Consider the following 26,382-nt stretch of genomic DNA (forward strand, 5'->3'; position numbering starts at 1 on the left):
GAAGGCCCGGGGGCTCAGTCCCCGAGCACGCGGCGCAGGTAGTCGTTGGCGAAGAGCCGGTCCGGGTCGAGACGGTCGCGTACGGCGGTGAACTCGCCGAAGCGTGGATACACCCCGGCCAGATAGCCGGAGTCCCGGGTGTGGATCTTGCCCCAGTGCGGGCGGCCTGCGTAGCCCGTCATGATCCGCTCGACGGCCGTGAAGTACGCCTGATGCGGTGTGCCCCGGTACATGTGCACCGCGATGTACGCGCTCTCCCGGCCCGAAGCCGTGGAGAGAGCGATGTCGTCCGCGGGCGCGGTGCGGACCTCCACCGGGAAGCTGATGCGCAGCGGCGAGCGCTGCACCATGGCCTTGACCTCACGCAGCGCCTCGACCGCGGCCTCGCGCGGCAGGGCGTACTCCATCTCGACGAAACGCACCCGCCTCGGGCTGGTGAAGACCTTGTACGGGATGTCGGTGTACGTACGGGCCGACAGCGCGCGGCTGGAGATTCTGGCGAGGGAGGGGATGGCCGCGGGGACCGCACGGCCGAGCAGACAGGCGGCCTGGAAGACGCCGTTGGACAGGAGCTCGTCCTCGATCCAGCCGCTGACCCGCCCGGGCGGAGCGGCGGGGCCCGCGCTGCGGTTGTTGCGCTTGGTGTTGCAGTTGCCGGTGTGCGGAAACCAGTAGAACTCGAAGTGCTCGTTCTCCGCGACCAGCTGATCGAAATCGGCTGTGACCCGGTCGAAGGCCATCGGCTCCTCGCGGGCCGTCAGCAGGAAGACCGGCTCCACCGCGAACGTGACCGCCGTGACCACACCGAGCGCACCCAGGCCGATCCGGGCCGCCGCGAAGATGTCCGGGTGCTCGTCGGCCGAGCAGTGCAGCAGCGTGCCGTCGGCGGTGACCAGCTCCAGCGCGCGGATCTGCGCGGAGACCGACGCCGAGTCGCGGCCGGTTCCGTGGGTGCCCGTCGAGGTGGCCCCGGCGACCGTCTGCTCCATGATGTCGCCCATGTTGGTGAGGGAGAGCCCCTCGCGGGCGAGCACGGCGTTGAGCCGCTTCAGCGGGGTGCCGGCCTCGACCGTGACGGTCATCGCCCGGCGGTCGATGTCACGGATGCCGGTGAGCAGATCAGGGCGTATGAGGACCCCGTCGGTCGCCGCGGTCGCGGTGAACGAGTGACCCGTGCCGGCCGGCTTGACCCTGAGGCCGTCCTCGGACGCTCTGCGGACCACATCGGCGAGCTCGTCGACCGAGGCGGGTGACTCCACACGCGTCGGCCGGGCGGTGACGTTGCCCGCCCAGTTGCGCCAGGTGTGCGCCGTCCGTGCGTAGGTGTCGGTCATCTTCCGCGCGCCTCCCGCCACGGCCGGGAAAGGCAGGCTCCCGGCCAGTTGGAGGGGGATCATACTCAGTGCCTCCTGGGCAGGAACCCAGGGAGTGGTCCGCGAGCACAGGGTGGCAGGATCGGGGGCATGTCCGATCTGCGTGATCCCGCTCCCTACGACGCCCTGCTGCTGCTCTCCTTCGGCGGCCCCGAAGGACCCGACGACGTGGTCCCGTTCCTGGCGAACGTGACGCGCGGCCGGGGCATCCCCGAAGAACGGCTCAAGGAGGTCGGCAAGCACTACTTCCTCTTCGGCGGCGTGAGCCCGATCAACGCGCAGAACAGGGCGCTGCTGGACGCACTGCGCAAGGACTTCGCGGAGCACGGCCTCGACATCCCGGTGTACTGGGGCAACCGCAACTGGGCCCCGTACCTCACCGACACCCTCCGCCGGATGATCACGGACGGCCACCGCCGGATCGCCGTGCTCGCCACCAGTGCCTACGCCTCGTACTCCGGCTGCCGTCAGTACCGTGAGAATCTCGCCGAGTCGCTGTCCGTCCTGGCGGCGGAGGGGCTCCCGGTGCCACGGGTGGACAAGCTGCGGCACTACTTCAACCACCCCGGCTTCGTACGGCCCATGGTCGACGGTGTGCTGGCCTCGCTGGCCGAGCTGCCCGAGGACGTCAGGGCGGGTGCGCACCTCGCGTTCAGCACACACTCCATCCCGACCTCGGCCGCCGACACCTCGGGGCCTGTGGAGACGCACGGCGACGGTGGCTCCTACGTGGCCGAGCACCTGGACGTCGCCCGGCTGATCACCGAGGCCGTACGCGAGGAGACGGGCGTCGACCACCCGTGGCAGCTCGTCTACCAGTCGCGCAGCGGCGCCCCGCACATCCCGTGGCTCGAGCCCGACATCTGCGACCACCTGGAGACGCTCCACGGCGACGGTGTCCCCGCGGTCGTCATGGCCCCCATCGGCTTCGTCTCGGACCACATGGAGGTGCTGTACGACCTCGACACGGAGGCCACCGCGAAGGCCGCCGAGCTCGGACTGCCGGTGCGCCGCTCGTCGACGGTGGGCGCGGACCCGCGGTTCGCCGCCGCGGTGCGCGAGCTCCTGCTGGAGCGGGCCGCCGCCGAGCAGGACCGCGCCGTCGCCCCGTGCGCCCTGGGCGCTCTCGGCCCCTCCCACGACCTCTGTCCGGTCGGCTGCTGTCCGGCCAGGGTCGCCAAGCCCGCAGCCGCGGGAGCGGACAGCCCGTACTAGCCAAGCCGCCGGCACGACCCGTTCCGGCCACCCGAACCACCTCTGGAGCGTTGTGACCGACCCCCTCCTGTCCGAACTCCTCGACCTCGCCCTGGAGGCGGCCCGCCGGGCGGGCGCGCTGCTGCGTGACGGCCGTCCCGCCGATCTCGGGGTGGCCGCGACGAAGTCCAGCCCGATCGATGTCGTCACCGAGATGGACATCCGGGCGGAGAAGCTCATCACCGGCTATCTCTCGGAGCAGCGCCCCGCCGACGGCTTCCTCGGCGAGGAGGGCGCCAGCGCCGAGGGCACCAGCGGCATCCGGTGGGTCATCGACCCGCTCGACGGCACGGTGAACTATCTCTACGGTCTTCCGACCTGGTCCGTCTCCATCGCCGCCGAGCGCGACGGCGAACGGGTCGTCGGCGTGGTCGAGGCCCCGATGCGGCGCGAGACGTTCCACGCGGTGCTCGGCGGCGGCGCGTACGGGAACGGCGACGCGCTGCACTGCCGCCCCACCGCCCCTCTCGACCAGGCACTGGTGTCGACCGGGTTCAACTACGTCACCGAGGTCCGCACCCATCAGGCCGCCGTGGCCCAGCAGCTGATTCCGCGGCTGCGTGACATCAGACGCGGGGGTTCGGCCGCCGTCGACCTCTGCGACCTGGCGGCGGGCCGCCTCGACGGCTACTACGAGCGGGGACTGCACCCCTGGGACGTCGCGGCCGGCGATCTCATCGCCCGGGAGGCGGGTGCTCTCACCGGTGGACGGCCCGGAAGGCCGGCGGACGGAGACCTGACGGTCGCGGCGACCCCCGGCGTCTTCGAGCCGCTGCAGGCGATCCTCGACGAGCTGGGCGCCTGGCACGACTGACGTCAGTCCTCTCAGGGCCCGCCGCGGCCCCAGGAGGCCCGTCGGCACGAGAAGAGGGCCCCGGAGAGCCTTGACGGCTCCCGGGGCCCTCCCATGGCGGCTCAGACGCTCGTGGCGCTGATTTCCACTCCGTGCTCGGCGGCGAGGCGGTGCAGGTCGTCCAGCTCTCCCTGCTCGACATCCGCGAGGAAGTCGTCACCCGTCTCGCGAGCCCTCGTGAGGTCGGACTCGGTGGTCTTGATTCGTTGCAGCAGACCTGCGGTGAAAGCGTCCATGAAGCGCCCCCTCGTCGTGAGTCGGTGGCACGGGGGTGTGCCCGGTGGTTCTCCGGCCGGGGAGCCGGAGCGCGGTTGGTTCACGCAGCCCTCCGATCACGCAGTCCCTCTGGATGCAGGACGGGCTGTGGTACGCCACATGCAGGGCGTGATCGCGGGGTGTGAGAGCGTCCTCCCCGGCGTCGGCCCGCGAGAAACCTCAACTGGCCCAGGAATCCGATCAATTCCCTGGAGCGGCGGACCGTGACGCGCCGTCTTACCGCCGGTTTATGCGCGTTACGGGCAGGATGGACGCGCACAGTCGGTGCGCTGACGTGCGACGAGCGGCCGGAACGAGGGCCGCTCGCCGAATTCTCCGAAGATCTACGGAAGGACTGCGCCGTGCGCGTACTCGTCGTCGAGGACGAGCAGCTGCTCGCCGATGCGGTGGCGACCGGGCTCCGCCGGGAGGCCATGGCCGTCGACGTCGTGTACGACGGGGCGGCGGCCCTGGAGCGGGTCGGGGTGAACGACTACGACGTCGTCGTGCTGGACCGGGACCTCCCGGTGGTGCACGGCGACGACGTCTGCCGCAAGATCGTCGAGCTCGGCATGCCCACCCGGGTGCTCATGCTGACCGCCTCAGGCGATGTCAGCGACCGGGTCGAGGGCCTGGAGCTCGGTGCGGACGACTACCTGCCCAAGCCCTTCGCCTTCAGCGAGCTGACGGCGCGGGTGCGCGCCCTGGGGCGCCGCACCACCGTGGCGCTGCCCCCCGTCCTCGAACGGGCCGGCATCAAGCTCGACCCCAACCGCCGCGAGGTCTTCCGGGACGAGCAGGAGATCCAGCTCGCTCCCAAGGAGTTCGCCGTCCTGGAGGTCCTGATGCGCAGCGAGGGCGCGGTCGTCTCGGCCGAGCAGCTGCTGGAGAAGGCCTGGGACGAGAACACCGACCCCTTCACCAACGTGGTGCGGGTGACGGTCATGACCCTGCGCCGCAAGCTCGGTGAGCCGCCCGTCATCGTCACCGTCCCCGGCTCCGGATACCGGATCTGAGGGATGATGGCAGCTTCCCCGTCCCCCACGAAGGCACCCCCGAAGCCGACCTGGGAACCCAAGGCCCAGGAGTCCCCGTACCCCTGGCTGCGGCCGACCATCCGCATACGGCTCACTCTGCTGTACGGCGGCATGTTCCTGATCGCGGGCATCCTCCTGCTGTCGATCATCTACATGCTGGCGGCACAGGCCCTGCACGACGCGGGCGGCCCGGCCTTCCAGGTCTCCGGCACGAACGTCCAGATCTCCAGCGACACCTGTCCGCAGCTCGGCTCGGCCCAGAACAACGGCCAGCTGAACGAGGCGATCAAGAACTGCACCGCAGCCCAGCGCCAGCACGCGCTCGACTCCCTCCTGAACAGGGCGCTGCTGGCCCTCGTCGGCCTCAGTGTCATCGCCTTCGCCTTCGGCTACGCCATGGCGGGCCGCGTCCTGTCCCCGCTGGGCCGGATCACCCGCACCGCCCGCAGGGTGGCCGGGACGGACCTGTCCCGCCGGATCGAGCTGGACGGCCCCGACGACGAGCTGAAGGAGCTCGCCGACACCTTCGACGAGATGCTGGACCGCCTGGAGCGCGCCTTCACCGCCCAGCAGCGCTTCGTGGGGAACGCCTCGCACGAGCTGCGTACGCCCCTCGCGATCAACCGCACGCTCCTCGAGGTCCATCTCTCCGATCCGGAGGCCTCACCCGAGCTCCATCAGCTCGGCAAGACGCTCCTGGCCACGAACGAGCGAAGCGAACAGCTGGTCGAAGGGTTGTTGCTGCTGGCCCGCAGCGACAACCAGATCGTCGAGCGCAAGCCGGTGGACCTGGCCGAGGTCGCCGACCGCGCCATCGACCAGACCAGGGCAGAGGCGGCGGCGAACGGGGTCGAGGTCCGCGGCGAGCGGAGCCAGGCGGTCGTCCAGGGCAACGGGGTACTCCTGGAGCGGATCGCCCTGAACCTCGTGCAGAACGCCGTGCGCTACAACGTGGCGGAGGGCGGCTGGGTCGAGGCCACCACCGAGCTCCAGCACGGTCAGGCGCTCCTGACCGTCTCCAACACCGGTCCTGTGGTGCCTGCCTACGAGATCGACAACCTCTTCGAGCCGTTCAGGCGGCTGCGTACGGAGCGCACGGGCAGCGACAAGGGCGTGGGGCTCGGCCTGTCGATCGCGCGATCAGTCGCGCGGGCACACGGAGGCCGTATCATCGCGGAGCCCCGCGAGGGCGGTGGTCTCGTGATGCGCGTCACCCTTCCGGTCTGAGACGCTTCACGGTGTGAAGCCGCATTGGATCGCTCTGTTCGCTTTGGGCGGAATTTTCGAACCTCGCTCCCGCTCTGCCCCTGTGTGATCGATCACAAGAGCGATTTCGGGGCTCTCTACTCTCCGTGATCACAATTCTGCCCGAAAGCCTGGAAACGTCCGGGTTTCCGGGGTGCGATATCACGGGAAGTACACGGGGTGGCGCCCGTGAACTGCAGCAATCGGACCGTGTACGGTCCCCATCGCCACCCAAGCTGATCGCTCACGAGGGATCCGGTTGGGTGTCGATTGAGTAACAGACCTTGATGTGAGGCAAAATCTCCGCCTCAGGTCGGGCACAAGTCCGGCCTCTCACGCGTTACGTGCGCTGAGACACCGCAGACACCCATGAGGGGGAGAGCGACATGGCAACGGATTACGACACCCCACGAAAGACCGACGACGACGTCGATCAGGACAGCCTCGAAGAGCTCAAGGCTCGTCGGAGCGACAAGACGGCATCCGCCGTCGACGTGGACGAGTTCGACGCGGCAGAAGGACTGGAGCTCCCCGGAGCCGACCTGTCCAACGAAGAGCTCGCCGTGCGGGTCCTGCCCAAGCAGGCCGACGAGTTCACGTGCATGAGCTGCTTCCTCGTGCATCACAGGAGCCAGCTGGCGCGCGAGAAGAACGGCCAGCCCATCTGCCGCGACTGCGACTGAGGGGGCTCCGGCCGTGGCAGGCGACACACCGTTCCGGAAGCGGCGCTTGCGGCGCACGAAGTCGTCGGAGGCACATCAGGGCGGCGCAGGCCCGGCAGAGGGCGAGAACCCCACTGCCGCGCACCAGGCCGCCCTGCCTGCCTCTCCCGGCACACCTGACGACGAGCGAGGCCGTCCGGCCTCGCTCGAAGCCGTGAGGGCGGCGGATTCCTCACCCGCGCCCACGCAGGACGGACCGGCAGGGTCCCCGAAGGACTCCGGCCGCCTGCACACACTGAGACGAGGCGTGAGCAGGAGCAAGGACGGCGCCGTAGTCGTGGTGGGCATGGTGGCCGACCGCATCATCGACATGGCGCCCCGTGTCCCCGTGCGGGACCTCGCCACCCTGCGCGCACAATTCCCGGAGCTGGGCCCCGAAGAGCTTGCCGACAAGCTCGTCGCGGGCGCCCGCAAGGCCACCGCCACCGTCGGCGCGGGCATCGGGGCGGCGGCGATGATGCCCGTACCGCCCGCCATGCTCGCCGAGCTGGCGACCGAGATCACCGCAGTGGCCGCCGTCGAGATGAAGCTCGTCGCCGAGCTCCACGAGGTCTACGGCCGGCGACCGCCGGGCAATGTCGGCCAGCGCAGCAGCGCGTATCTGACGGCATGGACGGAAGAGCGCGGCATCGACGTCTCACGCCCCACCACGCTCAACGCGGCGCTGGGCGGTCAGATGAAGCGTGAACTGCGCCAGCAGATCATGAAGCGCACCGCGCGCGACCTGCCGAATCTCATCCCGTTCATGATCGGTGCCGCCGTCGGCGCGCTGATGAACCGACGGGACACCGGAAGGCTCGCCGACCGGGTCAGGAAGGACCTGCGAAAGGGGCAGGTCCCCTGGGACCGCCTCCCCGAGCTTCCCCCGCTCGAACAGCCCGCACAGCCCGCCGAGGAGCTTCCCGAGGGCCTGGACGACCCGGGCCGCTGACCCCGGGGTGCTTCCTCCGCCCGGATCGGGCGGACGCCGTCTCAGGCAGGCACGGGCACGAGAGCCGCCACCAGTGCCTGCGGCTCCCTGGTCGACAGATAGACGTACGGCGTCGGGTCCGCCGGATCCGTGACCTTCACCCGCACCGCCGTCGGGATGTAGCTGCGCAGCAGCATGAACGCCCGGGGATCCGCCTTGTACGAACGCCAGGCGCGCGCCTCGTCCCCGTCCAGCACCTCGGCGTCACCGAGCGCTTCCAGAGGGATCCGTGCATCGCCCGCGACCAGGGAGCCCGCCACGACCCGGACGCGCGCGGAGCCGTACGAGCTCACGCCCACGCACGCCGCGGCCGTGCCGGCGACCAGGCCGCCGAGCATCGGAACGGCGCCGAGCGGCAGGAACATCAGCGCGCACGCGACGCCGAGCCCGAAGGCGATGAGCCACCACGAACGGGGCGCGGTGAGACGTTCGTCGAAGGGAGGTGCGGAAGGCTGCATGAAGGCAAGCTTGGCACGGCGTGCCCCGGGATCGGCCGCGCGGGTAAGGTCTGCGGCTGTGAGTGGAACATCTGCACGCCTGACACCCCCGCCCGGAGCGGTGAAGCCCGTCCGTCATCCCGACGCTCCCGCACCGGGTGAACTCCTCGGGTCGCACTACGAACACTGTTTCGGCTGCGGTGGCGGACAGCCGCACGGACTGCATCTGCGGGCTACGGCGGGCGAGGGCGTGAGAGTCACCGCCGAATTCACCGTGAAGCCCGCCCACCAGGGCGCTCCCGGGCTCGCGCACGGCGGTGTCCTGGCCACGGCGATGGACGAGACACTCGGCGCGCTCAGCTGGCTCCAGCGGGTCATCGCGGTGACCGGGCGGCTGGAGACCGACTACGTCCTGCCGGTGCCGGTGGGCACGGTGCTCTTCCTGGACGCCGAGGTCACCGCCGTGCAGGGCAGGAAGATCTACTGCCGCGCGACGGCGCGGACCGGCAGCTCGCAGGGGCCCGTCGCGGTCCGTGCCGAGGCCCTCTTCATCGAGGTCAAGGTGGACCACTTCATCGACAACGGGCGGCCGGAGGAGATCCGGGCCGCGATGTCCGACTCCGACCAGGTCAGGCGCGCCCGCGCCTTCGAGGTGAACCCCTGATGCGCCACCCCGTCGACGTTCTCGTCCGCCGCGTCGACCCGGACGTGCCGATTCCCGGCTACGGGCACCCGGGTGACGCCGGTGCCGATCTGGTCACCACCGAGGCCGCCGCGCTCGCCCCCGGCGAGCGGGTGACGCTGCCCACCGGGGTGTCGATCGCGCTGCCCGACGGCTACGCAGCCTTCGTGCACCCCCGTTCGGGCCTCGCAGCCCGCTGTGGAGTGGCCCTGGTGAACGCCCCAGGGACGGTCGATGCCGGGTACCGTGGAGAGATCAAGGTCATCGTGGTCAATCTCGACCCACGCGAGACCGTGAGATTCGAACGGTTCGACCGGATTGCCCAACTGGTCGTCCAGCAGGTCGAGAAGGTGCGCTTCCACGAGGTGACGGAACTCCCCGGCTCGGCGCGGGCCGAGGGGGGTTTCGGATCCACCGGCGGTCACGCCGCCGTGGACGGCGTCACGGGCGGTAACACCCAGGGTGGGAACAGCTACGCTTCGGTCGTATCCGACCGGGAAGGACATTGACGTGTTCGGACGTCGCAAGAACAGTGGTTCCGCCGAGGACACGGCGGACGAAGCGCGCGAGGCCGAGCAGGTCGCCGACGAGCTCGACGACACCGCGGCCGAGGACGGCTCGCGCCGCACGAACCTTCCGCCGGCCCCCCGCCCCGACGGGCCGTGGGACATCTCCGAGGTCTCCCAGCCCGGCGAGGGCCGGGTGGACCTGGGCGGCATCTTCGTGCCCGGAGTCGAGGGCATGGAGCTCCGCGTGGAGGTCGCCGGTGACGCGATCGTGGCGGCCACCGTCGTGCTGCGCGACAGCGCGGTCCAGCTCCAGGCCTTCGCCGCTCCCAAGAAGGAGGGCATCTGGGGTGAGGTGCGCGAGGAGATCGCCTCGGGCATCACCCAGCAGGGCGGGATCATCGACGAGGTCGAGGGCCCGCTCGGCTGGGAACTGCGCGCCCAGGTCCCCGTACAGCTTCCGGACGGGAAGAACGGCGTACAGGTGGTGCGCTTCGTCGGCGTCGACGGACCGCGCTGGTTCCTGCGCGGAGTGATCTCCGGCCAGGGCGCGGTGCAGCCGGAGACCGCCGGCCTGCTGGAGACGATCTTCCGGGACACCGTCGTCGTGCGCGGTGACGGCCCGATGGCCCCGCGTGACCCGGTCGTCCTCAAGCTCCCCAACGACGCGCAGATGGTGCCCGAGGGCGTGCAGCAGGAGGACCAGGAGAGCTCGAAGTTCTCCGGCGGCATGGGCCAGCTCCAGCGCGGGCCCGAGATCACCGAGGTGCGCTGAGAGACTGTCGGGCGACGTCTGATCGGGCGGACGCGGTCACCCGACAGGCTCTGAGGCGCACGACGACTCGCACGAGGCCGGTGGGCCGCACCCTGCACGGGGTGCGGCCCACCGGCCTTCGCGTGGGTACGTCAGGGGCGCGTATCGGGGGCGTACGGGCGACGTCAAGGGGTGACCCGGGGGCGTAGGGAAGCCGTCAACGCGGGCGGCGGGGGCCGTGTGCGGGGGTTTGCTCAGGAGGTCCCCGAAACCGACCTCACCCAGGAGCACACGATGGCCGACCTGGCCTTCGTCATCACCACGATCGCGGTGTTCGCGCTGGTGGCCCTCGTCGCCCGGGGGGTGACCAGGCTGTGACCGCCGAGAACATCGCCGGCCTCGTCGTGGCCGTCGCCCTGCTGGGCTACCTCGTCCTCGCCCTCCTCCGCCCGGAGAGGTTCTGAGCGCCGACATGAGCCCCGTCCTCGCCGGTGCCCTCCAGATGCTCGCGCTCGTCGCGGCGCTGGCACTGGCCCACCGTCCGCTCGGCGACCACATGGCCCGGGTCTACTCCTCGACCGAGCACCTGCGGATCGAGAAATGGATCTACCGGGCCGTCGGCGCCGACCCCGCCACCGAGATGCGGTGGCCCGCCTATCTGCGCGGCGTCCTCGCGTTCTCGGCGGTCGGCGTCCTGTTCCTCTACCTCCTGCAGCGGCTCCAGGGCTCGCTGCCCGGCTCGCTCGGCTTCGCGTCGATCGACCCCGACCAGGCGTTCAACACGGCGGCTTCCTTCGCCGCCAACACCAACTGGCAGTCGTACTACGGCGAGCAGGCCATGGGCCACGTCGTGCAGACCGGCGGCCTCGCGGTGCAGAACTTCGTCTCGGCCGCGGTCGGCATGGCCGTCGCCGTGGCACTCGTACGGGGCTTCGCCCGGTCCCGTACGGGCGAACTCGGCAACTTCTGGTCCGACCTGGTGCGTGGCACCGTGCGCGTCCTGCTGCCGGTCTCCGTCGTCGGCGCACTCGTCCTGGTCGCCACCGGTGTCATCCAGAACTTCTCCGGCATCCACGAGGTCGGACAGTTCGGCGGCGGCACCCAGCAGTGGAACGGCGGCGCGGTCGCCTCCCAGGAAGCCATCAAGGTGCTGGGCACCAACGGCGGCGGCTACTTCAACGCCAATTCCGCCCACCCCTTCGAGAATCCCGACGGGCTGTCCAACCTCTTCGAGGTCTTCCTGATCCTGCTCATCCCTTCCGCGATGACCAGGACGTTCGGTCGGATGGTGGGCTCCCTGAAGCAGGGGTACGCGATCCTCGCGACCATGGCCACGATCTGGCTGGGCTTCACCGCCCTGATGATGTGGACCGAATTCGGTCACCACGGGCCGGCCTTCGACCTCGCGGGCGGGGCCACGGAGGGCAAGGAGACCCGCTTCGGCATCGCCGGATCGTCGATCTTCGCGGTGGCCACCACCCTGACCTCGACGGGGGCGGTGAACTCCTTCCACTCCTCGTACACGGGCCTCGGCGGCGGCATCACCATGCTCGGCATGCAATTCGGCGAGATCGCCCCCGGAGGGGTGGGTTCAGGCCTCTACGGCATGCTGATCATGGCGGTCGTCGCCGTGTTCCTCGCGGGGCTGATGGTGGGCCGTACCCCCGAGTACCTGGGCAAGAGGATCGGCACCCGGGAGATCAAGCTCGCGGCCTGCTACATCCTGATCACCCCGGCCCTGGTGCTCGGCTTCACCGCCGCGGCGATAGCCCTGCCCACCCCGGGCGATTCCATGACCAACACCGGGGCGCACGGATTCTCCGAGATCCTCTACGCCTACACCTCGGGCGCCAACAACAACGGCTCCGCCTTCGCAGGACTGAACGCGGACACCCAGTGGTTCAACACCACCCTCGGCATCGCGATGCTGCTGGGCCGGTTCCTGCCGATGGTGTTCGTCCTCGCGCTGGCGGGATCCCTGGCCCGGCAGAGCCCCGTACCCACGACCGCCGGGACCCTCGGCACGCAGAAACCACTCTTCAGCGGGCTGCTGCTCGCCACCGTCATGATCGTCACCGGTCTGACCTACTTCCCGGCCCTCGCCCTGGGGCCGCTGGCGGAAGGACTGGCGTCATGAACGCCCTGCCGAGGTCCGCGAAGTCTCCGAAGCGAGAGGACCCGATGTCCGCCGTCACCCACGCACCCCGCCGCTCTCAGGACGCACCCACCGGGCGGCCCGCCGGCGGCCTGTTCGACCCCGCCCAGCTGGTCAGGTCCCTCCCCGACGCGCTACGCAAGCTCGACCCCCGGATCATGGTCAAGTCCCCGGTGATGTTCGTGGTGCTCGTCGGGTCCGTGCTCACCACCGTCCTGGCGGCCCTGCACCCGACGGACGGGTTCGGCTGGGCGATCACCGCCTGGCTGTGGCTGACCACGCTCTTCGCCAATCTCGCCGAGGCCGTGGCCGAGGGCCGCGGCAAGGCCCAGGCCGACACCCTGCGCAAGGCGCGGACCGGCACCGTCGCCCGGCGCGTCGTCGGCCCGAACGAGGAACGCGTGCCCGGCACCGAGCTGCGCGTCGGTGACCTGGTGGTCTGCGAGGCCGGCGACCTCGTCCCCGGCGACGGTGACGTCGTCGACGGGGTGGCGAGCGTCGACGAATCGGCGATCACCGGGGAGTCCGCCCCGGTGATCCGGGAGTCGGGCGGCGACCGCAGCGCCGTCACCGGCGGCACGAAGGTGCTCTCGGACCGGATCGTCGTCAAGATCACCGCGAGGCCGGGCGAGACGTTCATCGACCGGATGATCGGCCTGGTGGAGGGGGCCGCCCGGCAGAAGACGCCCAACGAGATCGCGCTCAACATCCTGCTGGCGTCCCTCACCGTCGTCTTCCTGCTCGCGGTCGTGACCCTCCAGCCGTTCGCGGCCTACGCGGGCCGGCAGCAGTCGATGACCGTACTGACCGCCCTGCTGGTCTGCCTCATCCCGACGACGATCGGCGCCCTGCTGTCCGCGATCGGCATCGCCGGCATGGACCGGCTGGTGCAGCGCAACGTGCTCGCCATGTCGGGCCGGGCCGTCGAGGCCGCGGGCGACGTCTCCACGCTGCTGCTCGACAAGACGGGCACTATCACCGTGGGCAGCCGGCAGGCCGCCGAGTTCCTGCCCGTCGAGGGCGTCACCGAGGCCGAGCTCGCCGATGCCGCCCGGCTCTCGTCACTGGCTGACGAGACACCCGAGGGCCGCTCGGTCGTTGCGCTGGCCGACGGCATCCACGGTCCGCGCGCCCGCGACGAAGGGACATCTACGCTCCTGGCGCACGGGTCCCCGTCCCACGGTCCGCGAGCACGCGACGAAGGAGCGCTGTCCGGCGCCACATGGGTGGAGTTCACCGCGCAGACCCGGATGTCCGGCGTGGACCTCTCCGGCCGCCGGGTGCGCAAGGGAGCGGCCGGTTCCGTCCTCGCCTGGGTCACCGGGCAGGGCGGCGCCGTGCCCGGTGACGCCGGGGTGCTGACCGGCCTGATCGCCGAGGAGGGCGGCACACCCCTGCTGGTGGCCGTCCAGGAGGGCACGGGCGCCCGGGTCCTGGGGGCGATCCACCTCAAGGACGTCGTCAAACCCGGGATGCGCGAACGGTTCGCGGAGCTGCGGCGCATGGGCATCCGTACGGTCATGATCACCGGGGACAACCCGCTGACCGCGAAAGCGATCGCCGACGAGGCCGGGGTCGACGACTTCCTCGCCGAGGCGACGCCCGAGGACAAGATGGCCCTCATCAGGCGGGAGCAGGCCGGCGGCAGGCTCGTCGCCATGACCGGGGACGGCACCAACGACGCCCCCGCCCTCGCCCAGGCGGACGTCGGGGTCGCCATGAACACCGGCACCTCGGCCGCCAAGGAGGCCGGGAACATGGTGGACCTGGACTCCGACCCCACCAAGCTCATCGAGATCGTCGCCATCGGCAAGCAGCTGCTGATCACCCGGGGCGCCCTCACCACGTTCTCGGTCGCCAACGACGTCGCGAAGTACTTCGCGATCATCCCCGCGATGTTCGCCGCCGTGTATCCGGGCCTGGACAAGCTCAACATCATGGACCTGTCCTCGCCCCGGACCGCGATCCTCTCGGCGGTGATCTTCAACGCGCTGATCATCGTCGCGCTGGTCCCGCTCGCGCTGCGAGGGGTGCGCTACCGGCCGGCCGGCGCCGACCGGATGCTCCGGCGCAACCTCACCGTCTACGGGCTCGGCGGACTCGTCGCCCCGTTCGTCGGGATCAAGCTCATCGACCTTGCCCTCTCCCTCGTCCCCGGACTGCGCTGAAACCGGAGCGTGCACACAGCCATGAACACTTCCGCGGGCACCACCGCCCGACTCCTCGGAGCGGGGCTCCGCGCCCTGCTCGTCCTCACCGCCCTGTGCGGCGTGCTCTACCCGCTCACCGTCACAGGCGTCGCCCAGGCGGTCCTCCCCGGCAAGGCCAACGGCTCCGAGGTCACCGTCGACGGCGAGGTCGTCGGCTCACGTCTCATCGGCCAGCGCTACGACCTGCCGGAGAAGAAGGGCCAGGAGTCCCCGGAGCCGGACCTCACCTGGTTCCAGCCACGACCCTCGAACGGCCTCGGCACCAACAGCGTCAACACCCGGTACGCCTTGATCCTCTCCGGAGCGACCAACCGGTCCGGGGACAACGAGGAGCTGATCCGCCGGGTCACCGACGCCAAGGCGGCCGTCGTCGCGGACAACTCCGTACCCGGCCACCCGGTGGACCCCGCCGACGTGCCGCCCGACGCCGTCACCTCCTCCGGTTCCGGCCTCGACCCCCACATCTCACCGGCGTACGCCGCACTCCAGGTCCGCCGCGTCGCCGAGCGCGACGGACTGCCGGTCCAGCGGGTCGCGGAGCTGGTCCGGGACCACACGGAAGGCCGGATCCTCGGCTTCGTGGGGGAGCCCCGGGTCAACGTCCTCGCCCTCAACACCGCGCTGAGGGAGCTGATGGGGGAGGACGCGGCACCCTGATCCCGCCCGGACCGGGGCCCGTCGGAACAGGCGGGCCCCCGCCCGGATCCTCCGCCCCTGGGGGCATTGCCCCTCCGGCCCCGGCATGCACATACTGGCCGCGGCCGAGGAGCGGTACGTGCGCCGGCGCACGTAGGGACCAGTACGCGCGACGCGTACGCACGGGGGAGAGCGGATGACACAGCACACCGGTGGGCAGAGCGGCACGGCCCTGGCCGAGGGCCCTCTCGACGGGCCCATGATCCTGGTCGAGGACCTGCACCGGTCGTACGGCACCGGGGCGGCGGCCGTGCACGCCCTGCGCGGGGTGTCCTTCGAGGTCCCGCGCGGCGAGCTCGTCGCGCTCAAGGGCCGCTCCGGCTCAGGCAAGACCACGCTGCTCAATCTCGTAGGCGGGCTCGACACACAGGACAGCGGCCGGATCACCGTCGGCGGCACCGACCTCTCCGGGCTCGGTGAGGAGGGGCTGCTGGAGCTGCGCAGGGACCGGATCGGCTTCATCTTCCAGTCGTTCGGCCTGATCCCGATCCTGACCGCGGCGGAGAACGTCGGCGTACCCATGCGGCTGTCCAGGACCGACCCGCACGAGCGCGAGGAGCGGGTGGCACTGCTGCTCTCCCTGGTGGGCCTCGGTGACCACGCCCAGCAGCGCCCCGGGGAGCTCTCGGGCGGCCAGCAGCAGCGCGTCGCCATCGCCCGCGCCCTCGCCAACCGGCCCGCCCTCCTGATCGCCGACGAGCCCACCGGGCAGCTCGACGCGGAGACGGGGCTCGCGGTCATGCAGCTGTTGCGCGCCGTCGTACGCAGCGAGGGCGTCACCGTGCTGGTCGCCACCCACGACCCCCAGCTGCTCGGCTTCGCCGACCGGGTGCTGGAACTCAGCGACGGGCACATCGTCGAACACGGGTGAGCGGGCGCGGCTGACCCGGGCCGAGCGTGCCCGGCATCCGGGCGCAGTCGTCCGTGCCCGGCCGCCCGCCCGCGTCAGAATCCCGTCAATACGGACCCCGCGGACACCACCCAGGGCCGTGCCCCGCACCTCGCCGGGGTAGCTTCGACCAGGACCGCCGCATCGGCGACGGCCGCCCGGAAGAAGACAATGGGGCCATGGCACGCGGCAAGCTACGGATCTACCTGGGTGCGGCACCCGGCGTCGGCAAGACCTACGCGATGCTGTCCGAGGCCCACCGCCGGGTGGAGCGGGGCACGGACTGCGTCGTCGCGTTCGTCGAGCACCACGACCGGCCGCGCACCGAGGCGTTCCTGCACGGCCTGGAGCAGATAAGCCGACGCGACATCGAGTACCGCTCACGGGTCTTCGCCGAGATGGACGTCGACGCGGTCCTGGAGAGGGCGCCGGCCGTCGCACTCGTCGACGAGCTCGCCCACACCAATGTGCCCGGCTCACGCAACGCCAAGCGCTGGCAGGACGTCGAGGAGCTCCTCAAGGCCGGTATCGACGTGGTCTCCACGGTCAACATCCAGCACCTGGAGTCCCTCGGCGACGTCGTGGAGTCGATCACCGGGGTGCGGCAGCAGGAGACCCTCCCCGACGAGGTCGCCCGGCGGGCCGACCAGATCGAGCTTGTCGACATGTCGCCCCAGGCGCTGCGTCGGCGTATGGCCCACGGCAACATCTACCAGTCCGACAAGGTCGACGCGGCCCTGTCCAACTACTTCCGCCCCGGTAACCTCACCGCCCTGCGCGAGCTGGCACTCCTCTGGGTCGCCGACCGGGTCGACGAGTACCTCCAGCAGTACCGCGGCGAACACGACATCAGCGCCCCCTGGCAGGCCCGCGAACGCATCGTCGTCGGGCTGACCGGCGGGCCCGAGGGCCGTACGCTCATCCGCCGGGCGTCCCGGATGGCCGCCAAGGGATCAGGCAGCGAGATCCTCGCCGTGTACATCGCCCGCAGCGACGGGCTGACCTCTGCCTCGCCCAAGGAGCTCGCCGTCCAGCGCACCCTCGTGGAGGACCTCGGGGGCACCTTCCACCACGTCATCGGCGACGACATACCCTCCGCGCTCCTGGCGTTCGCCCGAGGTGTCAACGCCACCCAGATCGTGCTCGGCTCCAGCCGCCGGAAGACCTGGCAGTACATCTACGGCCCCGGGGTGGGCGCCACCGTCGCCCGGGAGTCCGGCCCCGACCTGGACGTGCACATCGTCACGCACGAGGAGATCGCCAAGGGCCGCGGGCTGCCCATCGCGCGTGGTGCGAGGCTCAGCACCACGCGGATCATCTCGGGGTGGCTCGCCGGCGTCGGCGGACCGGCCCTTCTGACCCTGCTCCTGCACGGCCTGGAGAACGGGCCCGGGCTCGCCAACGACGTCCTGCTCTTCCTCTTCCTGACCGTCACCGCCGCGCTCCTCGGAGGGCTGGCCCCGGCGCTGGCGTCCGCGGCTGCGGGCTCGTTCTTCCTGAACTACTGGTTCACGCCGCCCACCCACACGCTGACCGTCCAGGACCCCGAGAACTTCGTCGCCATCGTGATCTTCTTCGCGGTCGCGGTGGCGGTCGCCTCCGTGGTCGATCTGGCCGCCCGGCGCACCCATCAGGCGGCGCGGCTGCGCGCGGAGTCGGAGATCCTCTCCACCCTCGCCGGCAGCGTCCTGCGGGGCGAGACGGCCCTGGACGCCCTGCTGGGCAGGGTCCGCGAGACCTTCGGCATGGAGTCCGTCGCCCTCCTGGAGCGCCAGAGCGATGTCGAGCCCTGGACCTGCGCCGGATCCGTCGGCCCCGCCCCGGTGGCCCGGCCCGACGACGCGGACGTGGACATGCCCGTCGGCGACCACATGGCGCTGGCCCTCTCCGGCCGTGTGCTCCCCGCGGAGGACCGCCGGGTCCTCGGTGCCTTTGCCGCACAGGCTGCCGTGGTGCTCGACCGGCAGCGCCTGGTGGGGGAGGCGGAGGAGGCCCGGCGGCTGGCCGAGGGCAACCGGATCAGGACCGCGCTGCTCGCCGCCGTCAGCCACGACCTGCGTACCCCTCTGGCCGCCATCAAGGCCGCGGCGAGCTCCCTGCGCTCCGACGACGTGTCCTGGTCCGACGCCGACGAGGCGGAGCTCCTCGCGGCCATCGAGGACGGCGCCGACCGCCTGGACCACCTGGTCGGCAATCTGCTCGACATGTCACGCCTGCAGACCGGCACCGTCACCCCGCTGATCCGTGAGCTGGACCTCGACGAGGTCGTCCCGATGGCACTCGGCGGCGTACCGGAGGGCAGCGTCGACCTGGACATCCCCGAGACGCTGCCCATGGTCGCCGTCGACCCCGGGCTGCTGGAGCGTGCCGTCGCCAACATCGTCGAGAACGCCGTCAAGTACAGCCCCGGGCGTGAACGCGTCACCGTCGCCGCCAGTGCCCTGGGCGCACGCGTCGAGCTACGGGTGGCCGACCGAGGCCGGGGCGTGCCCGACGAGGGCAAGGAGACGATATTCGAGCCGTTCCAGCGGTACGGTGACGCGCCGCGCGGCGCCGGGGTCGGGCTCGGACTCGCCGTCGCCCGTGGCTTCGTCGAGTCCATGGGCGGCACGCTGGACGCCGAGGACACCCCCGGCGGCGGCCTCACCATGGTCCTCCGGCTCACCGCCGCCCCGGGACAGGTGCGAGCCGGCCCCCTGCCGCCCGCACAGGTCACCCCATGAGATCCCCGGGGCGCACAGCCGCCCCCTACACGTACTCCGGAAAGGCAGGCCCGCGATGACCCGGGTGCTCGTGGTCGACGACGAGCCGCAGATCGTGCGCGCCCTCGTGATCAACCTGAAGGCGCGCAGATACGAGGTGGACGCGGCACCCGACGGGGCGACCGCCCTGCGGCTCGCGGCGGCCCGCCAACCGGATGTCGTCGTCCTCGACCTCGGGCTGCCGGACATGGACGGCGTCGAGGTGATCAGAGGACTCCGCGGCTGGACCCGGGTGCCGATCCTGGTGCTCTCCGCCCGCCACACCTCCGACGAGAAGGTCGAGGCCCTGGACGCGGGGGCCGACGACTACGTCACCAAGCCGTTCGGCATGGACGAGCTCCTGGCCCGGCTGCGCGCCGCCGTACGCCGGGCGGAACCGGTCGGCCAGGACGCGGGCGACGACCTGGTGACCGTCGAGACCGAGGGGTTCACCGTCGACCTGGCGGCGAAGAAGGTCCACCGTGAGGGCCGTGACGTACGGCTCACCCCCACCGAGTGGCACCTCCTGGAGGTTCTCGTGCGCAACGCCGGGCGGCTCGTCAGCCAGAAGCAGCTGCTGCAGGAGGTCTGGGGTCCCTCGTACGGCACCGAGACGAACTATCTGCGGGTCTACATGGCGCAGCTGCGCCGCAAGCTGGAGGCGGATCCCTCGCACCCCAGGCACTTCGTGACCGAGCCCGGCATGGGCTACCGCTTCGAGCGGGGACGGCCCCTTCCCGAGTGATCCCGGGCCCCCGTGGATCACTCGTCCGGGTGGCACCCGTCCGGGACCGCCTCCAGTACCGGAGACCGGTACCCTTCGGGTATGAGCGCTGTTCCCCGACCCGAGAAGTCAGGCAGGACTTCGAGGCCGTCCGGCCGCTTCCGCCGCATACTCGACCGGCTGTCCAGCTCCCAGGAGGACCTCGAGTCCGAGGAGCTGCGGGAGGACGCCCAGGCATCGGGCTGTACGCGCATCTCCGAGTGCTCGGACCGCCAGATCGTCAAGGTCACTGGTACCTTGCGGACGGTCACCCTGCGTCCGCGCGCCGGAGTGCCCGCCCTGGAGGCGGAGCTCTTCGACGGCACCGCGCCGCTCGACGTGGTCTGGCTGGGCCGGCGTTCCATCGTCGGTATCGAGCCGGGCCGCAAGCTCATCGCGTCGGGCCGTGTAGCCATGAGTCACGGGCGCCGGGTGCTGTTCAACCCCAAATACGAACTCCGACCGCTCGGCAAGGAGTAGCCGGTGACGTCTCTCGACAAGCCGACGTCCGAAACGGACCAGCCCCACCGCACCGACCAGCAGGACGCCGACGCGAAGGCGGTCACGGAAGCCGCGCTCTTCGAGGCCTTCGGCGGCGTGCGCGGCATGGTGGAGACAGTCCTGCCCGGGCTGCTCTTCGTCACGATCTTCACCATCAACAAGGACCTGAAGGCCTCGGCCATCGCCGCCCTGGCGATCTCGCTGGTCCTCGTCGTCGTACGACTGATCCGCAGGGACACCGTCAAGCACGCCTTCAGCGGCGTCTTCGGGGTGGGCTTCGGTGTGGTCTTCGCGATGATGACGGGCAACGCCAAGGACTTCTATCTGCCGGGCATGCTCTACACGCTCGGACTCGCCCTCGCGTACCTCGTCACGACGCTGGCCGGGGTGCCGCTGATCGGGCTGATCCTCGGCCCGGTCTTCAAGGAGAACCTCTCCTGGCGCACCAGGAACCCCGGGCGCAAGAAGGCGTACGCCAAGGCCAGTTACGCCTGGGGACTGATCCTGCTCGCCAAGTGCGCGGTCCTCTTCCCGCTGTACTGGTGGGCCGACACCGCCCAGCTCGGCTGGGTCCTGGTCTCGCTCAAGATCCCGCCGTTCCTGCTCGCGGTGTATCTGACCTGGGTCTTCCTCGCCAAGGCGCCGCCGCCCATCGATGTCTTCGCCGAGATGGAGGCGGAGGAGGAGGCCGAGAAGGCCCGCAAGGCTGCCGAGAGCACCCTGGCCCCCGGGCTCGCTCAGGCCGAACAGGACCTCCAGGCACCGGGTCCCGCCGACACCGAGCGCGACACCGGCGGCGGGGGACGCGGAGGACAACACCGCCGACTGTCCTGACCTCGGCCTCTTCGCCCGTGCCGTACATGTGAAGGGCGCGGACCGTACGAACGGTCCGCGCCCTTCACCATGTCGCTCGGCCGGTCTCAGTCCCCGGCCGCCTCCCGGCGCACCGACAACAGGTCCTCCAACTGCTCCTCGCGCGCCTGGGCTGCCACGAACAGCAACTCGTCACCGGCCTCCAGGGCCTCGTCGGGGCTCGGCGTCAGCACACGTGTGCCGCGGATGATCGTGACGAGTGAGGTGTCGTCGGGCCAGGCCACCTCGCTCACCCTCGTGCCGGCCAGCGCCGACTCCGGGGGCAGCGTCAGCTCGACCAGGTTGGCGTCGCCATGGCTGAAGCGCAGCAGCCGGACGAGATCACCGACGCTCACCGCCTCCTCGACCAGGGCGGACATCAGACGCGGGGTGGAGACGGCGACATCGACGCCCCAGGACTCGTTGAACAGCCACTCGTTCTTCGGGTTGTTCACCCGGGCCACCACCCTCGGCACCCCGTACTCGGTCTTCGCGAGCAGCGAGACGACCAGGTTGACCTTGTCGTCACCCGTCGCGGCGATCACGACGTTGCACCGCTGGAGCGCCGCCTCGTCGAGCGAGGTGATCTCGCAGGCGTCCGCGAGGAGCCACTCGGCCATCGGGACGCGCTCCACCGAGATGGCGGTCGGCGCCTTGTCGATCAGCAGCACCTCGTGCCCGTTCTCCAGGAGCTCGGCCGCGATGGAACGGCCCACCGCACCGGCCCCGGCAATCGCGACGCGCATCAGTGACCGCCCTCCTCGGGACCTTCGGCAAAGGCCTCCTCGACCTTTGCGATCTCGTCCGTACGCATCATCACGTGGACCAGGTCGCCCTCCTGCAGAACCGTCTGCGACGTGGGCAGTATGGCCTCACCCAGCCGGGTGAGGAAGGCGACACGGACGCCCGTCTCCTCCTGCAGAGTGCTGATCTTGTGCCCGATCCAGGACGGTGTGGTGTGCACCTCGGCGAGCTGCACACCGCCGCTCGGGTCGCGCCACAACGGCTCCGCACCGGCCGGCAGCAGCCGCCGCAGCATCTGGTCCGCCGTCCAGCGGACCGTGGCGACCGTGGGGATGCCCAGGCGCTGGTAGACCTCGGCACGCCGCGGGTCGTAGATGCGCGCGGCGACGTTCTCGATGCCGAACATCTCGCGGGCCACCCGGGCGGCGATGATGTTGGAGTTGTCGCCGCTGCTGACGGCCGCGAACGCTCCGGCCTCCTCGATCCCCGCCTCACGCAGCGTGTCCTGGTCGAAGCCGACCCCGCTGACCCGCCTGCCGCCGAATCCGGAACCGAGGCGACGGAACGCCGTGGGGTCCTGATCGATCACGGCGACCGTGTGCCCCTGCTGCTCAAGGGTCTGCGCGAGAGCGGCTCCGACACGCCCGCAGCCCATGATGACGATGTGCACCTCGCGCCTACCTCGCCGTCCTGGTCGTCCGGATGACCTGCGAAAACACCCTGCTCACACTTCTCTCTCAGCTTGCGGGGCAAAACGATGGGGCAACCACCTTCGGCGTTGCCCGTGGATGAGCTTATGCGGCGACGCCCGCACTGCCTCATCCGAGTGTGCGTATCCCACGGGCCGGAGAGCAAAAGGGAGCGTCCGAGCCGCCGTGGCGAGCCGGCGTCCGAGCCGTCGAAGGAGGAGGACGGAGGGTCGCGGCCCGTCCGCGCCGCAAGGATTTCGTCAAGGATTCCATGGACTTTTCCGGTGAGGGCGGGTAATTATGAAGGTTTTCGGCCCGCCGAGGGGGTGGTGCTTCGGCGGCGTGTCCCGGCAGCGCTTACGATCCTCACCGTGTCCAAACTGACCGACGTGCCCAAACGGATCCTGATCGGCCGGGCGCTGCGCAGCGACAAGCTCGGGGAGACGCTTCTCCCCAAGCGCATCGCGCTTCCCGTCTTCGCGTCCGACCCGCTGTCCTCCGTCGCGTACGCACCCGGCGAAGTGCTCCTCGTGCTGTCCATCGCGGGCGTGTCGGCGTACCACTTCAGCCCGTGGATCGCGGTCGCGGTCGTGGTCCTCATGTTCACCGTCGTCGCCTCGTACCGGCAGAACGTGCGTGCCTACCCGAGCGGGGGCGGCGACTACGAGGTCGCCACCACCAACCTCGGCCCGAAGGCCGGTCTGACCGTCGCCAGTGCCCTCCTCGTCGACTACGTCCTCACCGTGGCCGTGTCGATCTCCTCGGGCGTGGAGAACCTCGGCTCCGCCATCCCCTTCGTCATCGAGCACAAGACGGCCTGCGCCATCGGGGCCATCGTGCTGCTGACCCTGATGAACCTGCGCGGCGTCAAGGAGTCCGGGAAACTCTTCGCCATCCCGACCTATCTGTTCGTGGCCGGGGTCTTCCTGATGATCCTCTGGGGTGCGTTCCGGGGGCTGGCACTCGGCGACACCATGCACGCGCCCACCTCCGACTACGAGATCAGGCCCGAGCACCAGGGGCTCGCCGGCTTCGCCCTCGTCTTCCTGCTGCTGCGCGCCTTCTCCTCCGGCTGCGCTGCCCTCACCGGCGTCGAGGCGATCAGCAACGGCGTCCCGGCCTTCCGCAAGCCGAAGAGCAAGAACGCCGCGAACACCCTCGCGGCGATGGGGCTGCTGGCCGTCACCATGTTCTGCGGCATCGTCGGACTGGCCATGGCCACCGAGGTGAAGATGGCCGAGAACCCCGCGCAGGACCTGATCCACAACGGCGCCGCGGTCGGTGCGGGCTTCACTCAGGACCCGGTCATCTCCCAGGTCGCAGCCGCGGTCTTCGGAGAGGGGACGTTCCTCTTCGTCTTCCTGGCGGCAGCCACCGCCCTCGTCCTCTTCCTCGCCGCGAACACCGCGTACAACGGCTTCCCGCTGCTCGGCTCGATCCTCGCCCAGGACCGCTATCTGCCCCGCCAGCTGCACACCCGCGGCGACCGGCTCGCGTTCTCCAACGGCATCGTGCTGCTCGCGGGGGCCGCGATCCTGCTCGTCTGGATCTACGGGGCCGACACGACCCGGCTCATCCAGCTCTACATCGTCGGCGTCTTCGTCTCCTTCACGCTCAGCCAGACCGGCATGGTGCGGCACTGGAACCGCCATCTGCGTGCCGAGAGGGACCCGGGCGTACGCCGGCACATGATCCGCTCCCGGGCGATCAACACCTTCGGCGCCTTCTTCACCGGCCTGGTCCTGGTCGTCGTCCTGGCCACCAAATTCACCCACGGCGCCTGGGTCGCGCTGCTCGGCATGGTGATCTTCTTCGGCACGATGACCGCGATCCGCAAGCACTACGACCGGATCACCGAGGAGATCGCCGCCCCCGACGTCCTCCCGTCCGACGAGCTCCTGCGGCCCTCACGGGTCCACTCGATCGTCCTGGTCTCCAAGCTCCACCGGCCCACGCTGCGCGCACTGGCGTACGCCAAGCTGGTGCGCTCGGACCAGCTGGAGGCGCTGTCCATCAGCGTCGACGCGGAGGAGACCAAGGCGCTCAGGGAGGACTGGGAGCGGCGGGGCATCGACATCCCGCTGAAGATCCTCGACTCGCCCTACCGCGAGGTGACCCGGCCGGTCATCGAGTACGTCAAGGGCCTGCGCAAGGACCGCCCGCGCGATGTGATCAGCGTGTATATCCCCGAGTACGTGGTCGGCCACTGGTACGAGCACGTACTGCACAACCAGAGCGCGCTGCGGCTCAAGGGCCGGCTCCTGTTCACCCCGGGCGTGATGGTGACCTCGGTGCCGTACCAGCTGGAATCCTCCGAGGCCGCGAAGGTGCGGGCCAGGAGGCGCGCGAACTGGCACGCGCCAGGAACGGTACGCCGCGGGCCCGTGGAGCGGCGGCACAAGGACGCCGGCCACAAGGACGCCGGCCACAAGGACGCCGGCCACAAGGGCTGACTGGGGGCTCCGCCTGTGGTAAGCGTCCGGCTTTCGCCCACGTAGACTGGTGGGCTGGCAGCGGCCCGGCCGCAGACCTTCCCTCTTTCTCTCTTTCCCTCTTTTCCTGATCTCTGGAGCCACCCCCTCATGCAGAACGAATCCACGTCGTCGCAGACCGGGGAGTCCCTGATCGGTCAGGAGTACGAGGTCGAGGTCGGCCCCGTCGCCCACGGCGGCCACTGCATCGCCCGCACGTCCGAGGGCCAGGTGCTCTTCGTGCGCCACACCCTCCCCGGCGAGAAGGTCGTCGCCCGGGTCACCGAGGGCGAGAGCGACTCGCGCTTCCTGCGGGCCGACGCGGTCACGATCGTCGAGGCCTCCAAGGACCGGGTCCAGGCCCCGTGTCCGTACGCCGGCCCCGGCAAGTGCGGCGGCTGCGACTGGCAGCACGCCAAGCCCGGCGCCCAGCGCCGCCTCAAGGGCGAAGTGATCACCGAGCAGCTCCAGCGTCTCGCGGGCCTCACGCCCGAGGAGGCCGGCTGGGACGGCACGGTCATGCCCGCCGAGGGCGACAAGCTCCCGCCGGGCGAGGTCCCGGCCTGGCGCACCCGCGTCCAGTACGCGATCGACGCCGACGGCCTGCCCGGACTGCGCAAGCACCGCTCGCACGAGGTCCAGCCGATCGACCACTGCCTCATCGCGGCCCCCGGTGTCTCCGAGCTCGGCATCGAGAAGCAGGACTGGCCGCAGATGGCCACGGTCGAGGCGATCTCCGCCACCGGCTCCCACGACCGCCAGGTCATCCTGACCCCGCGCGAGGGCGGCCGCCTCCCGCTCGTCGAGCTGGACAAGCCGGTCTCGGTGCTCCGCGTCGACGAGAAGGACGGTGGGGTCCACCGCGTCCACGGCCGCGCCTTCGTCCGCGAGCGCGCCGACGACCGCACATACCGCGTGGGCTCGGGCGGCTTCTGGCAGGTCCACCCGCAGGCGGCCGACACTCTGGTCCGCGCGGTCATGCAGGGCCTGCTGCCCCGCAAGAACGACATGGCGCTCGACCTCTACTGCGGCGTCGGCCTCTTCGCCGGCGCCATCGGCCAGCGCATCGGCGAGAAGGGCGCGGTCCTCGGCATCGAGTCCGGCAAGCGCGCGGTCGAGGACGCCCGGCACAACCTGAAGGACCTGGACCGGGTCCGCATCGAACACGGCAAGGTCGACCAGGTCCTGCCGCGCACGGGCATCACGGAGTGCGACCTGATCGTCCTGGACCCGCCCCGCGCGGGCGCCGGCAAGGCAACGGTCAAGCACCTCGCCTCGCTGGGGGCCCGCAAGATCGCGTACGTTGCCTGCGACCCGGCGGCGCTGGCGCGGGACATCGCGTACTTCGCGGACGGCGGCTACAAGGTGCGGACGCTGCGGGCGTTCGACCTGTTCCCGATGACCCACCATGTGGAGTGCGTCGCGATCCTTGAGCCTGCGACAAAGGGCGTCTGACCTGCGGTTTCTCTGGTGTGCATGATGTGTGGTGTGGGAGTTACCGGCGATATCCTGACGCTGAAATGACGCTCGTGACGCTCGTCCTGATGGCGTGTCAGGCGACTTGCCGGGCAGGTCGGGGCCCG

The 26,382-nt window shown here is 70.5% G+C and carries 26 protein-coding genes; 21 read left to right on the forward strand and 5 right to left on the reverse strand.

What is annotated here, in order from left to right; translation table 11 throughout:
• Positions 1 to 14: 14 nt before the first annotated feature.
• Positions 15 to 1,334 (reverse strand): D-arabinono-1,4-lactone oxidase, encoded by a 1,320-nt coding sequence (locus tag AB0C75_RS09835; RefSeq protein ID WP_362888830.1) that lies wholly within the window; start codon positions 1,332 to 1,334, stop codon positions 15 to 17.
• 129 nt (positions 1,335 to 1,463) lie between these two features.
• On the opposite strand from AB0C75_RS09835, the gene AB0C75_RS09840 reads away from it, so the two are divergent.
• Together AB0C75_RS09840 and AB0C75_RS09845 are read left to right on the forward strand one after the other, a co-directional pair.
• Positions 1,464 to 2,588, forward strand: a complete 1,125-nt coding sequence (locus AB0C75_RS09840) for a ferrochelatase (protein WP_362888833.1) — start codon at positions 1,464 to 1,466, stop codon at positions 2,586 to 2,588.
• Positions 2,589 to 2,640: 52 nt separating this feature from the next.
• Positions 2,641 to 3,441, forward strand: coding sequence for an inositol monophosphatase family protein (locus tag AB0C75_RS09845; RefSeq protein WP_362888835.1), 801 nt, complete (start codon positions 2,641 to 2,643; stop codon positions 3,439 to 3,441).
• Between the two features lie 101 nt (positions 3,442 to 3,542).
• On the opposite strand, the gene AB0C75_RS09850 is transcribed toward AB0C75_RS09845, so the two are convergent.
• The gene (locus AB0C75_RS09850) at positions 3,543 to 3,716 is read right to left on the reverse strand and encodes a hypothetical protein (RefSeq protein WP_167359495.1); all 174 of its coding nucleotides are present in this window, start codon (positions 3,714 to 3,716) and stop codon (positions 3,543 to 3,545) included.
• Positions 3,717 to 4,097: 381 nt separating this feature from the next.
• Between AB0C75_RS09850 and AB0C75_RS09855 the strand changes: the two genes are divergently transcribed.
• The 4 genes from AB0C75_RS09855 (at position 4,098) to AB0C75_RS09870 (ending at position 7,670) form a co-directional block, all read left to right on the forward strand.
• A complete protein-coding gene (locus tag AB0C75_RS09855) occupies positions 4,098 to 4,751 on the forward strand; it encodes a response regulator transcription factor (protein ID WP_031089418.1) in 654 nt (217 codons plus the stop codon).
• Between the two features lie 6 nt (positions 4,752 to 4,757).
• Positions 4,758 to 5,999: an ATP-binding protein gene (locus AB0C75_RS09860; protein WP_362889167.1), complete on the forward strand. Its 1,242-nt coding sequence runs from the start codon at positions 4,758 to 4,760 to the stop codon at positions 5,997 to 5,999.
• 404 nt (positions 6,000 to 6,403) lie between these two features.
• Positions 6,404 to 6,700 (forward strand): DUF4193 domain-containing protein, encoded by a 297-nt coding sequence (locus AB0C75_RS09865; RefSeq protein ID WP_003965732.1) that lies wholly within the window; start codon positions 6,404 to 6,406, stop codon positions 6,698 to 6,700.
• A 13-nt stretch (positions 6,701 to 6,713) separates the two neighbouring features.
• Positions 6,714 to 7,670 (forward strand): hypothetical protein, encoded by a 957-nt coding sequence (locus AB0C75_RS09870; protein WP_362888838.1) that lies wholly within the window; start codon positions 6,714 to 6,716, stop codon positions 7,668 to 7,670.
• Between the two features lie 41 nt (positions 7,671 to 7,711).
• On the opposite strand, the gene AB0C75_RS09875 is transcribed toward AB0C75_RS09870, so the two are convergent.
• Positions 7,712 to 8,167 (reverse strand): DUF3093 domain-containing protein, encoded by a 456-nt coding sequence (locus AB0C75_RS09875; protein WP_362888840.1) that lies wholly within the window; start codon positions 8,165 to 8,167, stop codon positions 7,712 to 7,714.
• 58 nt (positions 8,168 to 8,225) lie between these two features.
• Between AB0C75_RS09875 and AB0C75_RS09880 the strand changes: the two genes are divergently transcribed.
• From AB0C75_RS09880 to AB0C75_RS09940, 13 genes are all read left to right on the forward strand, one after another.
• Entirely contained in the window at positions 8,226 to 8,810 is a 585-nt protein-coding gene (locus AB0C75_RS09880; RefSeq protein WP_362888842.1) for a PaaI family thioesterase, read from the forward strand.
• Entirely contained in the window at positions 8,810 to 9,337 is a 528-nt protein-coding gene (dut, locus tag AB0C75_RS09885; RefSeq protein WP_362888843.1) for a dUTP diphosphatase, read from the forward strand. Before AB0C75_RS09880 ends, dut begins: the two co-directional genes overlap by 1 nt.
• Position 9,338: 1 nt before the next feature.
• Entirely contained in the window at positions 9,339 to 10,109 is a 771-nt protein-coding gene (locus AB0C75_RS09890; protein WP_362888845.1) for a DUF3710 domain-containing protein, read from the forward strand.
• A gap of 219 nt (positions 10,110 to 10,328) precedes the next feature.
• Positions 10,329 to 10,466, forward strand: a complete 138-nt coding sequence (locus AB0C75_RS09895; protein WP_362888847.1) for a hypothetical protein — start codon at positions 10,329 to 10,331, stop codon at positions 10,464 to 10,466.
• Positions 10,463 to 10,552 (forward strand): K(+)-transporting ATPase subunit F, encoded by a 90-nt coding sequence (kdpF, locus tag AB0C75_RS09900; protein ID WP_099176543.1) that lies wholly within the window; start codon positions 10,463 to 10,465, stop codon positions 10,550 to 10,552. The genes AB0C75_RS09895 and kdpF overlap by 4 nt, the downstream gene beginning before the upstream one ends.
• Positions 10,553 to 10,560: 8 nt before the next feature.
• Complete coding sequence (kdpA, locus tag AB0C75_RS09905) at positions 10,561 to 12,225, forward strand: potassium-transporting ATPase subunit KdpA (protein ID WP_362888849.1); 1,665 nt, start codon at positions 10,561 to 10,563, stop codon at positions 12,223 to 12,225.
• Positions 12,226 to 12,269: 44 nt separating this feature from the next.
• Positions 12,270 to 14,411, forward strand: coding sequence for a potassium-transporting ATPase subunit KdpB (gene kdpB / locus AB0C75_RS09910; RefSeq protein WP_362889169.1), 2,142 nt, complete (start codon positions 12,270 to 12,272; stop codon positions 14,409 to 14,411).
• Between the two features lie 21 nt (positions 14,412 to 14,432).
• Positions 14,433 to 15,110: a potassium-transporting ATPase subunit C gene (locus AB0C75_RS09915; RefSeq protein ID WP_362888851.1), complete on the forward strand. Its 678-nt coding sequence runs from the start codon at positions 14,433 to 14,435 to the stop codon at positions 15,108 to 15,110.
• Between the two features lie 175 nt (positions 15,111 to 15,285).
• Entirely contained in the window at positions 15,286 to 16,020 is a 735-nt protein-coding gene (locus AB0C75_RS09920; protein ID WP_362888853.1) for an ABC transporter ATP-binding protein, read from the forward strand.
• Positions 16,021 to 16,217: 197 nt separating this feature from the next.
• Positions 16,218 to 18,761: a DUF4118 domain-containing protein gene (locus tag AB0C75_RS09925; RefSeq protein ID WP_362888855.1), complete on the forward strand. Its 2,544-nt coding sequence runs from the start codon at positions 16,218 to 16,220 to the stop codon at positions 18,759 to 18,761.
• A 55-nt stretch (positions 18,762 to 18,816) separates the two neighbouring features.
• Entirely contained in the window at positions 18,817 to 19,524 is a 708-nt protein-coding gene (locus AB0C75_RS09930) for a response regulator (RefSeq protein ID WP_362888857.1), read from the forward strand.
• Positions 19,525 to 19,605: 81 nt separating this feature from the next.
• The gene (locus AB0C75_RS09935; RefSeq protein WP_362888858.1) at positions 19,606 to 20,022 is read left to right on the forward strand and encodes an OB-fold nucleic acid binding domain-containing protein; all 417 of its coding nucleotides are present in this window, start codon (positions 19,606 to 19,608) and stop codon (positions 20,020 to 20,022) included.
• Positions 20,023 to 20,025: 3 nt separating this feature from the next.
• A complete protein-coding gene (locus AB0C75_RS09940; RefSeq protein ID WP_362888861.1) occupies positions 20,026 to 20,877 on the forward strand; it encodes a DUF3159 domain-containing protein in 852 nt (283 codons plus the stop codon).
• A gap of 86 nt (positions 20,878 to 20,963) precedes the next feature.
• Here the strand turns inward: AB0C75_RS09940 and AB0C75_RS09945 are convergent, their stop codons facing one another.
• Together AB0C75_RS09945 and AB0C75_RS09950 are read right to left on the reverse strand one after the other, a co-directional pair.
• Complete coding sequence (locus AB0C75_RS09945) at positions 20,964 to 21,641, reverse strand: TrkA family potassium uptake protein (protein ID WP_362888863.1); 678 nt, start codon at positions 21,639 to 21,641, stop codon at positions 20,964 to 20,966.
• Positions 21,641 to 22,309, reverse strand: coding sequence for a TrkA family potassium uptake protein (locus tag AB0C75_RS09950; RefSeq protein ID WP_362888865.1), 669 nt, complete (start codon positions 22,307 to 22,309; stop codon positions 21,641 to 21,643). The genes AB0C75_RS09945 and AB0C75_RS09950 overlap by 1 nt, the downstream gene beginning before the upstream one ends.
• Positions 22,310 to 22,699: 390 nt before the next feature.
• Here AB0C75_RS09950 and AB0C75_RS09955 point away from each other — a divergent pair, with 390 nt between their 5' ends.
• On the forward strand, positions 22,700 to 24,781 hold the full coding sequence (locus AB0C75_RS09955) for an APC family permease (protein WP_362888867.1): 2,082 nt from the start codon (positions 22,700 to 22,702) through the stop codon (positions 24,779 to 24,781).
• A 129-nt stretch (positions 24,782 to 24,910) separates the two neighbouring features.
• Positions 24,911 to 26,254 carry a class I SAM-dependent RNA methyltransferase gene (locus tag AB0C75_RS09960; protein ID WP_362888869.1) on the forward strand — a complete coding sequence of 448 codons (1,344 nt, stop codon included), beginning with the start codon at positions 24,911 to 24,913 and terminating at the stop codon, positions 26,252 to 26,254.
• Positions 26,255 to 26,382: the final 128 nt, after the last annotated feature.

The organism is Streptomyces sp. NPDC048565, assembly GCF_040650935.1.
GTDB lineage: Bacteria > Actinomycetota > Actinomycetes > Streptomycetales > Streptomycetaceae > Streptomyces.